7 protein-coding genes are annotated in these 12,333 nt (G+C 69.7%); 2 read left to right on the forward strand and 5 right to left on the reverse strand.

Annotated features, from left to right (window positions below; translation table 11 throughout):
- Window positions 1–202: 202 nt before the first annotated feature.
- Window positions 203–2,467 carry a hypothetical protein gene (locus ABT061_RS34350; RefSeq protein ID WP_350925889.1) on the forward strand — a complete coding sequence of 755 codons (2,265 nt, stop codon included), beginning with the start codon at window positions 203–205 and terminating at the stop codon, window positions 2,465–2,467.
- Between the two features lie 124 nt (window positions 2,468–2,591).
- On the opposite strand, the gene ABT061_RS34355 is transcribed toward ABT061_RS34350, so the two are convergent.
- The 4 genes from ABT061_RS34355 to ABT061_RS34370 all read right to left on the reverse strand — a co-directional run bounded on the left by ABT061_RS34355 (window position 2,592) and on the right by ABT061_RS34370 (window position 7,692).
- A complete protein-coding gene (locus ABT061_RS34355) occupies window positions 2,592–3,767 on the reverse strand; it encodes a cytochrome P450 (protein WP_350925966.1) in 1,176 nt (391 codons plus the stop codon).
- 109 nt (window positions 3,768–3,876) lie between these two features.
- Window positions 3,877–4,725, reverse strand: a complete 849-nt coding sequence (locus tag ABT061_RS34360) for an alpha/beta fold hydrolase (protein WP_350925891.1) — start codon at window positions 4,723–4,725, stop codon at window positions 3,877–3,879.
- Between the two features lie 70 nt (window positions 4,726–4,795).
- The gene (locus ABT061_RS34365; protein WP_350925893.1) at window positions 4,796–6,052 is read right to left on the reverse strand and encodes a cytochrome P450; all 1,257 of its coding nucleotides are present in this window, start codon (window positions 6,050–6,052) and stop codon (window positions 4,796–4,798) included.
- Window positions 6,053–6,129: 77 nt separating this feature from the next.
- Window positions 6,130–7,692, reverse strand: a complete 1,563-nt coding sequence (locus ABT061_RS34370) for a GMC family oxidoreductase (RefSeq protein ID WP_502991545.1) — start codon at window positions 7,690–7,692, stop codon at window positions 6,130–6,132.
- Between the two features lie 171 nt (window positions 7,693–7,863).
- Between ABT061_RS34370 and ABT061_RS34375 the strand changes: the two genes are divergently transcribed.
- Entirely contained in the window at window positions 7,864–9,396 is a 1,533-nt protein-coding gene (locus tag ABT061_RS34375) for a long-chain-fatty-acid--CoA ligase (RefSeq protein WP_350925897.1), read from the forward strand.
- 94 nt (window positions 9,397–9,490) lie between these two features.
- Here the strand turns inward: ABT061_RS34375 and ABT061_RS34380 are convergent, their stop codons facing one another.
- Window positions 9,491–11,884: a galactose-binding domain-containing protein gene (locus tag ABT061_RS34380; RefSeq protein ID WP_350925901.1), complete on the reverse strand. Its 2,394-nt coding sequence runs from the start codon at window positions 11,882–11,884 to the stop codon at window positions 9,491–9,493.
- Window positions 11,885–12,333: the final 449 nt, after the last annotated feature.

Below are 12,333 nucleotides of genomic sequence, written 5' to 3' on the forward strand. Positions count from 1 at the left end.
TTTCACCGTGGCACATTCAGTAGAGCCGGGGCGGGGCCCGGATCCGTTGGAGGTCGGCCTGCCCATGCAGGACCCACCGACCGACCCAACCGGACTCCAGTTCAGAGGGGCGTTCTCCAGTTTCCCTGCGAGCCCCCCCGTCTCACGTGAGATCATGCCCAATACGCCTAATTCGGGCACCCACGCGGGAGGTAAGGAAAGCATGGCCTCGGAGCAGTCCAGCCAGTCCCACCTGCCTCCGGCATGGCCGGAGGCTGCCGAACCGTCACCCTCGTGGACGAACGACCCTCTTGGCACCGGCCCCCGGCTCCCCCGCCCGCAGGAGGAGCCGCAGAGCGGCAACGGCTCCTGGCAGACCTCGCCCGGCGGGGGGCAGCGCGTCTCCGACCCGCAGGCCGGTTCGCCCGGCCAGACCTCCCCGGGCGGCGGCTGGGCACAGACCTCCGACCCGCAGAACAACGGCTGGGCACAGGCGTCGACCCCGCAGAACGACGGCTGGGCACAGGCCGTGGCTCCCCAGAACGACGGCTGGGCGCAGGCGCCGGCCCCGCAGAACGATGGTTGGGCACAGGCATTGGCTCCGCAGAACGACAGCTGGGCACAGACCTCCGACCCGCAGAACAACGGCTGGGCACAGGCGTCGACCCCGCAGAACGACAGCTGGGCGCAGACCTCCCCCGGCGATGGCTGGGCACAGGCCTCGAGCCCGCAGAACGACAGCTGGGGGCAGGCTTTCAGCCCGCGGAACGACAACTGGGCACAGGCGTCCGGCCCGCAGGGCGGCGGTGACCCGCACCAGACCTCCCCCGGCAACGGGTGGCCGCAGCCCACCTCGTCACAGGGCGGCGGCTGGTCACAGACGTCCGGCCCACAGGGCGGCGCCGGCGACCACGATCCGTCCTCTCCCGGCAACGGGTGGCCACAGTCCATCCCCACTCCCCAGTCGGACCCTCGAGGCCAGGCCTCCCCGGGCGGCAGCGGCTGGGCGCAGGCCACCGCACCCTCGCACGACGGCTGGGCGCAGGCGTCCACCCCGCAGAACGACGGCCGGACACACCCGTCAGGCATGCAGGGGGACGCGCGCGGGCAGCAGGCTCCCGGCGGGAGTGAGGCGTGGCAGGCCGCACCGCCGCGCGACGCCTCCGGCCGCCCTCCGGCTCAGCCGGTGGAGAACAGCGTGTGGCCGCCCACTCCGCCGGCGGAGAACGCCGGCTGGCCGCCCGCCCCTCCGGCGTCCGGCGCCACCTGGCCGCCCGCTCCCCCCATGGGCAACCAGGGTTTCGCCGAGGCACAGACCTCGACGTTCCCCTCCTCCTGGGCCGGTCCTCCCGCCGAGGGCCCCGCCGCTCACTTCGGCGACGCCTCCGCGGGCACCGTCCCCCCTGACGGGGTCGGTGGAAACGGCGCCGGAAACGCGCGGCGCAGCTACGGCGTGCCGGACAACCCCGCCATGTGGGCCATGGCCGCGGCGAACGCGGCGGCGGCCTCCCAGGCCCCCTCGCCCCAGGGAACTCCCGTTCACCCCGGAGCCGGCCCCCAGCCGCCACAGCCCCAGCCGGGACAGCCGGCGCATCCTGGGCAGCCCGGCCATCACCTGAGCCGCGACCCCTCCGACCCGAACAAGCCGTTCGTCACCGCCGGCCAGATCAGCGGTCCGAAGACCCCTCCGCCCGAGCGCCAGCAGGAGCTGTGGAACACGGTCTTCGGCGACAACTACCAGGCCATCGAGGACGAGGACGAGCTTGAGGATCGGGGGCGGCCCGTCTGGATCTTCGCGCTGGCCGGATCTGTGATCATCGCGCTGGTCGGCGCGGTGCTCTGGGCGTTCCTGGCCGGGCCGCTGGCCTCCGCCGAGGAGGAGATCGCCGAACCCAAGCCCTCGGCGGCTCCCCAGAAGACCACCAAGCCCGCCGCCATCGGTCGCCTGCCCCGATTCACCGGCGACCCCTCGCCGGTGGCCGGTACGCTCACCGACCAACCGGCGGGGATCACCCTGGCCCAGCTCGGTGCCCCGTGGCGGCAGGACCAGCGCCCCAGCGTGCCCACCACCTACGGCTTCACAACCCGCCAGTACCTCCCCGCCGGTACGGACTCCACGGGCAAAACCCAGTACGCGCAGCTGATGTCGGGCCCGCTCTCGCCTCGTTTGAAGAGCAAGTACACCTCGCCGGAGAACCTCGCCCCGGTGATCAACGCGGTGGCCTCCACCGGTCGTAAGCGGTTCTTCCCCGAGGACAACACCGCCCGCAAGACCGCCCAGCAGGCCCTGTCCGTGAACGGCCTGCCCGGCCAGCTCGCCGCGTACGAGATCACCTCTGGCGGTTCGAAGACGACCATGGTCGTGGCGGCCGTGAGCACCGGCGCCGACCTGCCGGCGATCGTCTACATGTCGGTGCCGGACAGCAGGAAGGAACTGCTCCCCGACATCAACACGGTCTTCAAGTCGATCCGCGTGCCGGGGCGGTGACCTCGCCGGTTCGAACGGCGCAGCGGGCGCACTCCATGTTCTGACCGGGCTGGAGTCGCCCGGGCCCGCCGTCCCGCCGGCGGTCTCGTTTCGCCCGTCACCATCGGCGGGATGCGGCAGGACCTCAGAAGTCGCAGTCGAGGTGCTTGATTCCGTTGATGAAGCTGGATCGCAGGCGGTCGGGCTCACCGACCGAGCGGATCTCGGGCAGGCGGGTGAACAGCTCGCGGAACATCACGGTGATCTCGCGGCGGGCCAGGTGGGCACCGAGGCAGAAGTGCGGCCCCGGTCCGCCGAAACCGACGTGCGGGCCCTCGGTGCGCAGGATGTCGAAGCGGTGCGGGTCGGTGAAGACGCTCTCGTCGCGGTTGGCCGCCCAGTAGTAGAGCAGGACCTTCTCGCCCTCGCGGTAGAGGTGACCGTTCATCTCGTGGTCGCGGGTGAGGCTGCGGCGCATCCAGGCGACGGGCGAGGCGAGGCGGACGATCTCCTCGACGGCGCCGGGCAGGCGCCCGTCGAGGTCCTCGAGCAGCAGGGCCCGCTGGTCGGGGTTCTCGGTGAACAGGTGCAGGCCGTGCGAGATGGCGTTGCGGGTGGTCTCGTTGCCCGCCACCACCAGCAGGATGAAGAAGGAACCGAGCTCCTGCATCGTCAGCTTCTCGCCGTCGATGTTGGCACTGGTCAGAGAGGTGGTGAGGTTCTCTCCGCCCTCGGCGGCCAGGGAGACGACGAGGTCCTGGAGCCGCTGCCCCGCACCGAGGAGCGACTCGGCCGCGAGGCTGATGTCGGCGATGAACTCGGGGTCGCCGCCCGACAGGATGATGCTCGTGGCGTCGAAGACCGTCTGGTAGTGCTCGGGGCCGATACCCATCATGTCGCAGATGATCTTCAGGGGCAGCTTGGCGGCCACCTCGGTCACGAAGTCACAGCCGGGCCCCCGGGCGATCAGCTCGTCCACGATCCGCACGGCGGTCGCCTCGACGTCGGCCTCGAACTGCTTGACCATCTTCGGGGTGAACGCCCGGGAGACGATCCGGCGGAGCCTCGCGTGCCGGGGATCGTCCATGCTGATCATCGAGCCGAAGTACTCGCTGAAGTCGGGGCCGAGGTCCTGGATGGACGTCGCCCCCCGGCCCGAGGAGAAGATCTCGGGGTGGCGGCTGGCCTCGGTGATGTCCGCGTGCCGGACCAGGGCGTAGTAACCGGGGCCGGGAGGCATGAAAGAGATCACCGGCTCGGCGAACAGGATCGGGCCCGGCTGCGCGCGGAGCACCGCGAAGGCGGCCTCCCGCTCGGCCATCGGACGCTCCCAGAAAGCGATGTCCGACAGGTCGATGTCCGCGAGTGAAACCGTCACACCAGCCTCCACTAGAATCCTATTCGGTTTTACCGATCCTGCCACAGGATCCTCAGCGCAACCAGTCGAGAACGATGTCGTTGACTTCCCTGGGCCGTTCCAGATGCAGGAAGTGCCCTGCCTGGAGAACATGCTCCACCCTGGAGCCCGGCGGAAGGAAGGCCGCGGCCTGATCGACCTGCTCCATCCCCAGGCAGCCGTCACGGACCCCGTGCAGGTAGAGGATCGGAACCTGCCCGCCGGTCGCGGACTGCTCGGCGGTGTAGCGGCCGGTGGGTGCCACCGTGCCGAGCATCGCCCGGTAGTAGCCGATCGCGGCGGCGAGATTCTCCGGGGAGCCCAGGGCGCGCCGTACGAACGCGACGTCCTCGGCCGCGTCGTAGCCCGGCGACCAGTCGCGCCACAGCCCCTCGATGAACCCGTCCCGCGCCAGGGCGGCCTCGGCGAGCCCGGTCTGGAAGAGGAAGATGTAGAACGACCGTTTGAGCTGATCGTAGTCGAGGAAGGCAGCCAGCATCGCGCCCATCGGGGGCACCGCCATCGCGACCGCCCTGCGCCAGCGCTCCGGGGCGAAGGCGGTGGCGCCGTAGACGGGGAAGGCGCCCCAGTCGTGGCCGATGAGCACGGCGTCGCCGTCGCCGCCGAGCGCCTCGTGCAGCGCGCAGGCGTCGGCGACCAGCGCCCCGCCCTCGTAGGCGCCGTCGGCGGGGATCGAGGTGGGCGCGTAGCCGCGCATGAACGGCGCGACCGCGCGGTAGCCACACCCGGCGAGCTCGGGCAGCAGGTGCCGCCAGGTGTGCGCGGTGTCGGGGAACCCGTGCAGGCAGAGTGCGAGCGGCCCCTCCCCCGCCGACAGGTACGCGAACTCGACGCCATTGGCGGTGACGGTGCTGATGTCCATGAGGCGGAACCTAGCATTCGCTTGGCCGACGCGGCGGTGATCGCCCCAACCCCTCGCCCGGCGCCGGCGGTCAGGTCGTGTACGGCAGGTGCTTGACCCCGTTGATGAAGTTGGAGAGCAGATAGGAGGGCTCACCGGCCGAACGGATCTCGGGCAGGCGGGTGAACAGCTCGCGGAACATCACCGTGACCTCCCGGCGGGCCAGGTGGGCGCCCAGGCAGTAGTGGGGGCCGGGGCCGCCGAAGCCCACGTGCGGGTTGGGATGGCGGGTGATGTCGAAGGCGTCGGGATCGGTGAAGACGCTCTCGTCGCGGTTGGCGGAGTTGTAGAAGAGCAGGACCTTGTCGCCCTTGCGGTACTGCTGCCCGTTCATCTCGTGGTCGCGAGTGACCGTACGGCGGAACTGGATGACCGGGGTGGAGTAACGGATGACCTCCTCCACCGCGCCGGGAATGTGCTTTTCGAAGTCGCCGACGAGCAGTTCGCGCTGCCCGGGATTGTCGGTGAGCAGCTTGAGGCCGTGCGAGATGGCGTTGCGGGTGGTCTCGCTTCCGGCGACCACCAGCAGGATGAAGAACGAGCCGAGCTCCTGCGGGGTGAGGTGCTCGTCGCCGTTGACCAGCATGCTGGTCAGGTCGCCCGTGGAGGCGCCCCGGCGCTCGCGGCCGAGCCTGGCCGCCAGCCTGTTCAGCTCGCGCCCGGCGGCCAGTAGCTTGACCAGACCCCGGGCCACGTTCCAGCGGTTCAACCCGGGATCGATCCCGGTGTACTCGGAGTCGGCGTTGCCCAGGATGATGTTGGTCGCGCGCAGGACCCGGTGATGGAACTCCGGGGGGATGCCCATCATGTCGCAGATGACCTCGACGGGCAGCCGGGCGGCCACCTGGGTGACGAAGTCACCCGGCCCCTCGGCGATCGCCTCGTCCACGATCCGGGTCGCCGCCCGCTGCAGATCCTCCTCCATCTTCGCCAGGACCCTGGGGGTGAAGGCCCTGGAGACGATGCGGCGGAGTCTGGCGTGCCGGGGGTCGTCCATGTTGATCATCGAGCCGAAGTACACCGCCAGCCAGCGGGGCATGTCGGCGATGCTGTTGGCGGTTGGCTCGCTGCTGAACACCCCGGCGTTCCTGCTGGCCTCGGAGACGTCGGCGTGCCGCACCAGGGCGTAGTAGCCGGCCCCGTGCCCGATGAAGGGGATCTTGTTCTCCTTCGTGAACACCGGCCGGTCCAGCGCACGGAGACGCCGGAATGCCTCCATGCGCTCCCGCTGGGGAAGCCCCCAGAACGGAATCTCCGACAGGTCGATATCCGCCATGTTCACGGTCATTGCCCTAGATTCATGCAAGTACTTACTTACGTCAAGTGTGAGCCATAGCACACTTTGTCTGCTTATAGTCGGCACCCTTAGCGGTCTGCGGCGATGAGGTCGGCTGCCCTCTCGGCGATCATGACGGTGGGCGCGTGGGTGTGCCCTCGGTTGATGACCGGCATGACAGAGGCGTCGACCACCCGCAGGCCCGCGATCCCGCGGACCCTCAGGGCGGGGTCCACCACCGACTCGGGATCCTCACCCATCCGACAGGTGCCGACCGGGTGGTAGAGGGTCTCGCTACGCTCGCGGATCCAGCGGACGAGCTCCTCGGTGCTCCTCGCCCCCCAGTACGGGTCCATCGGGGGCCCCGCGAGCGGCCGGAGCGCCTCGGTGGCGAACAGTTCCCCGGCCTTCCGCAGCCCGGCCACCTGCCGCCGGACGTCGGCCTCCGCCGTCAGGTAGCCGGGATCGATCACGACGTCGCGGCCGTCCAGCGAGACGCGGCCGCGGCTCTCGGGCTGAAGCAGGATCGAGGCGATGGTCAGGCCGTGGCCGGGCGGCGAGGTGAGGCCGTGGTTGACGAAGGGGCCCGGAGCGAAGATCAGCTCGATGTCGGGAGCATGCTCCTCGGGAGAGGTGCGGATGAACGCCACGGCCTCACCGACGTTGGAGGTGAGCATGCCCCGGCGGCCGACCAGGAAGCGGAGCAGGTTGCCCGCCGACTCGGCGCCGGCGAGCGTGATCGGCTCGGGGCAGTGCAGGACGACGCCCGAGGCCAGGTGGTCCTGGAGGTTGGCGCCGACCTCGGGAAGTTCGTGGACCGGCTGGACGCCGGCGGCCCGCAGCTCGTCGGCCGGGCCGAGGCCCGACAGCATCAGCAGGTGCGGGGAGCCGATCGCCCCCGCCGACAGCACGACCTCCCTGCGCGCCCGCACCACGGTGCCCCCAGCACCGTCACCGTCACCACCGCACTCCACGCCGGTCGCCCGCCCGTCCTCGATGAGCACCCGGCTCACCTGCGAGGAGGTCAGCACCGTGAGGTTGGGCCGCTTGGCCGCGGGTCCGAGATAGGCGTCGGCGGAACTCCAGCGGCGTCCCCGGTGCTGGGTGACGGGCGTCGGCGAGCAGCCCTCGTTGGAGGGGCCGTTGAGCTCCTCCAGGCGGGCGATGCCCAGCTCCTCGCAGGCCCGCAGGAAGAGCGCGGTGGCGCGGTTCGGGGAGCGCAGCTCCGAGATGTGGATCGGGCCCTCCGTGCCGTACACACCGCCGTGGTTGGAGCCGGCGCGGCGCTCGATCCGGTGGAAGTAGGGCAGGACCTCGTCGTAGGACCAGCCGGGCACGCCCCAGCCGTCGTAGTCCGCACGGTGCCCGCGTACCCACATCTGGGCGTTCATCGAGGAGGAACCGCCGAGCATCCGGCCGCGCGGCCAGTAGAGCTCCCTGCCGGAGAGCTCGGGCTGCCTGGCGGTGGTGAAGTTCCAGTCGTGTTCGGTCTTGAACAGCTTGGCGAAGCCGGCCGGCATCCGGACCTCGAGCCTCTTGTCGGAACCGCCCGCCTCGATGAGGACGACCCTCGTGCCCGGGTCCGCGGAGAGACGGTTGGCCAGCACGCACCCCGCCGACCCCGCGCCCACGATGACGTAGTCGTACTCCACGCTCACTGACCCCTCCTCGCACAGACGGTCAGCTCGCCTCCCCGTAGCGGGCTCTTATCTACTTACTCCCCCATGGTTTGCCCGTCAATTTGTAACCAAAGTTACCTACCAGTAGGTATCTAGGGACTGCCAGTATGGGCGAGTCAGAGCTCGCTCGGAGGAGGACGCACGATGCTCAACCTGTCGATCGCACTGGAGGACAGCGCCCGGGAGAACCCCGACCGCGCCGCACTGGTCTTCGGTGACCTGCGGCTGCCGTACTCCCTGGTCAATACCATCGCGAACCAGGTTGCCAACCTACTGGTCTCCAGGGGAATCGGGAAGGGCGACAAGGTCGCGCTGGCCTGCCCCAACCTGCCGTACTTCCCCTTCGTCTACTACGGCATTCTCAAGACCGGTGCCACGGTCGTGCCGCTCAACGTGCTGCTGCAGTCCAGGGAGATCGCCTACCACCTGGACGACTCCCAGGCCAAGGCACTGTTCTGCTTCGAGGGCACTCCCGAGCTGCCGCTCGGCGAGCGGGGCAAGGCGGGCTTCGAGGAATCGTCGGCGGAGCACTTCTTCGTGCTGCCCGCCGCCGCGTTCGCCACCGAGTCCGAGTACGGCGAGACGCTCTGGGCGGCGCTCGACGGCGTGTCCGGCGAGTTCGAGACCGTGCAGACCGCACCCGACGACACCGCCGTGATCCTCTACACCAGCGGCACCACCGGCCACCCCAAGGGCGCTGAGCTCAGCCATCAGAACATGCTGCTCAACGCCATGGTCTCCGATGAGATGTTCCCCCGCACCGAGGGCGGCGACGCCTACCTGGCGGCGCTGCCGCTCTTCCACTCCTTCGGGCAGACCGTCATCATGAACGCCGGTTTCCGGCGCCAGGCGACCATCGTGCTCGTGCCGCGCTTCGAGCCGGGACCCGCCCTGGAGCTGATGCGCGCCGAGAACATCACGCTGTTCGCGGGCGTGCCGACCATGTACTGGGCCATGCTGACGAAGATCCACGCCGAGGGTGACGAGGTGCCCACCTCGCTCAGGGTCGCGGTGGCCGGCGGTGCGTCCTCACCCGTCGAGGTGCTCAGGGACTTCGAGCAGACCTTCGGGATCGGGATCCTGGAGGGGTACGGCCTGTCGGAGACCTCCCCGGTGGCCAGCTTCAACCAGCTGGGCAGGCCCACCAAGCCCGGCACGATCGGCACGCCGATCTGGGGTGTGGAGATGAAGCTGGTCGACGGCGACTGGAAGACGATCGAGGGTGAGGGCCCCGGCGAGATCGCGATCCGCGGCCACAACGTGATGAAGGGCTACTACAACCGGCCCGAGGCGACCGCCGAGGTCATGAGGGACGGCTGGTTCCGCACCGGCGACATCGCCACCCGCGACGCGGACGGTTACTACGCCATCGTCGACCGGGCCAAGGACATGATCATCCGGGGTGGCTTCAATGTCTACCCGCGCGAGCTCGAAGAGGTCCTGATCACCCATCCGGAGGTCTCCCTCGCCGCGGTGGTCGGAGTCACCCACGACTCGCACGGCGAGGAGGTCAAGGCGTACGTCATCCGCACCCCCGGCGCGACGATCACCGAGGACGAGCTCATCGCCTGGGGTAAGGAGAACATGGCCGCGTACAAGTATCCGCGGATCATCGAGTTCCGTGACGCGCTGCCGATGACCGCGACGGGCAAGATCCTCAAGCGCGAGCTGCGCTGAGCGGTCCGCACCCGCCTGGCCGATCCGGCCACGGCGGCGGGGCCGGGTTCCGGGAGGCACGCGACGTGCCGTCCCGGAATCCGGCCCCAAGGTGTCAGGCCGGGTAGACCTCGAACTCGGACAGCTGCGCGGCCGGCCAGCCGGTGTTGCCGGTGACGTCCAACCGGACGTACCGGGTGGACGTCGCGGGGAACGTGATCGTCACCGTGTTGCCGGAGGCCGGGTTGAAGGAGTGGCCCGCCGACCCCGCGAGCGTCGTGAACGACGCCCCGTTGACGCTGCCCTGCACCGACAGCGTCTGCGTGCGGGTCTGCCACGCCGCCGACGGCGGCAGCTTCAGCACCACCCTGCCGACCGACATCGCCGCCCCCAGGTCGACCTGGATCCACTGCGGGAACGCGTTGTTCGGGCTCTCCCAGTAGCTGTTCGCGTCACCGTCGACCGCGTTCGCCGAGCCGAGGTTCTGCGTGTGGCCGCTCTCCGACGTCGCCTTGCCCCGCGCCAGGTTGACGTTGGAGGCGGCGTCCGTGGTCACGGTCACGGTGTTCGACGGGGGCGAGACGTTGGGTACCGCGTCGTAGGCGGTGACGGTGAAGCCGTACGCCGTCGCGGGGCTCAGCCCGGTCACCGTGTGCGTGGTGCCCTGCACGGTGGCCACGACGGTGCCGTCGCGGCGCACCTGGTAGCCGGCCACCCCCACGTTGTCGGTGGAGGCCGACCACGACAGCGACACGCTGGTGGCCGTCTTCGCGGTCACGGTGAGGTTGCCCGGTGTGCTCGGCGGCTGCGTGTCACCGCCGGTGGCCGCCCCGTACACCTCCAGTTCGCCCAGCTGTGCGGCCGGCCAGCCGGTGTTGCCGGCGATGTCCAACCGGACGTACCGGGTGGACGTCGCGGGGAACGTGATCGTCACCGTGTTGCCGGAGGCCGGGTTGAAGGAGTGACCCGCCGACCCCGCGAGCGTCGTGAACGACGCCCCGTCGACGCTGCCCTGCACCGACAGCGTCTGCGTGCGGGCCTGCCACGCCGCCGACGGCGGCAGCTTCAGCACCACCCTGCCGACCGACACCGCCGCCCCCAGGTCGACCCGGATCCACTGCGGGAACGCGTTGCTCGCGCTCTCCCAGTAGCTGTTCGGATCACCGTCGACCGCGTTCTGCGGGATGAAGTTCATGTTGTGGCTGCTCGCCGTCACCGCCTTGCCCCGCGCCAGGTTGGTGTCGCCGCCCCCGCCGGAGACCACGGGTGGGGTGGGGCGGGTGGCGGTGAGGGCGATCTGGCCCTTGAGCATTCTGCCGCCGTCGCCGGTCAGGCGCAGGTAGTAGTCGGCCGAGCAGGCGGTACCGTCCTCGTCGAGGGCGAGCATGCCGGAGTTGGCTGGGACGCTCGCGAGGGTTTCGGCGGTTTTGGCGATCTGGTTGCCCTCGTTGTACTCGTCGAACATGGAGATGTAGATGCCCTGGGCGCCGACGCGGACCATGTTGTAGAACTGGCGCCACATGAAGTCGCCGTGGCGGCGCTGGCGGCTGGTGATGTCTCCGGGCAGGACGCAGGGCTGGTAGTCGATGCCGTGGGCGTCGCAGTCGGCTTGGTCGGGGAGGTTGACGTTGGTGTAGAAGTTGTCGACCTCGGCGATGGTTCTGATACGGCCGACCATCCAGGGGGAGATCATGTGGAAGGCGTGGTAGACGTCCAGGAAGCCGGGGCGGGAGTCTTCGACGCCGCGGCGCCAGTGGGTGGGCACGCCGCCCATGACGTAGCAGCCCTGGTTCTTGAACCAGTTGACGACCTCCAGGCAGGGGGCCGGCCCCCAGGGGCGTTTGGGGTCGTCGAAGCCGAATCCCCAGATGCCGACGACGGGTTTGCCGTTCTGCATGGCGTAGGCCGGTGAGGTGGTGTGGGCTCTCATTTTGTTGAGCCAGTCGGTTTTGATCTCCGGCTGCATGTTGGTCCAGTCGGTGACGTCGTACATGATGTAGTACTTGCGGCCGTTGGCCTCGGCGGCGGCGCGGACTTTGGCGGCCATGGCGTCGCGGGTGGGGCCTTCGCCGCCCATGGGGTTGAAGCGTTGCAGGGCGGCGGTGTCGATGTTGTTCTCGCGCATCCAGCGGAAGTGGGTGTCGACGGTCTGCTGGTCGTAGGAGGAGAACAGGGTGGCGGGCCGGCCGTTGTTGAGGTTGGCGTACGCGGTGGGGTAGGTGTTGGTGTATTCGCGCATGTCGGGCCAGGCGACGATGGTGGTGTTGGAGGGAGAGGGGCTCTGACTCATGTCGTCGCTCCAGTGCCACCAGCCGTTGATCGGGGCGCTGTCGCCCTTGCAGGCGAACCAGCCCTGGTAGCCGACGGTGATCTTCCCGACCACGTCCCCGACGGGGCTGTCGGCGCGGGCCGCGCTGCCCAGCGCGGACAGTAGCTGCGACGACGACACCGCGGCGAGAGCGGACCCGGGCACCACGGAGGTCATGAACCTCCGACGCGAGACGGCCACGTGAACTCCTTTCGTCCGGAGCGGCCATCCGTGCTTCACCGCTCCATCCGGGGGGCGGGGGGTGCCGTGCCGGTGGGCCTGCGCGTTCGGCCGGCGCTCCCCCGCGTGTCACGGAGGGAGCGGGACCTGACCGGGCGACGGCGGCGGACCCCGGCTCACGACACGGAGATCGGTCGCCGGGTCGGCCGGGGCAAGGAGCACCACGGCCCGCTCCCTCCTGCCCGGAACACGTTCCGGGCAGGAGGGAGCCGCACACCAGGGGCACGGGGCGGCACGCGTCGTCCCCGGCGCGACAGCGGTCCGCTTGCGTCATCCTGACAGGACGAGATACATAAACGCAATAGTCAGAAACGTTCATGAAATCTAGCGGCATTTCTACGCAAGAATTTGCGTTCACAATCCGCGGGCCGGACCGTTCCAGGAGGGGGAACAGTCGACGAACCGGTGAC

The organism is Streptosporangium sp. NPDC002544 (genome assembly GCF_040295965.1).
Lineage (GTDB): Bacteria > Actinomycetota > Actinomycetes > Streptosporangiales > Streptosporangiaceae > Streptosporangium.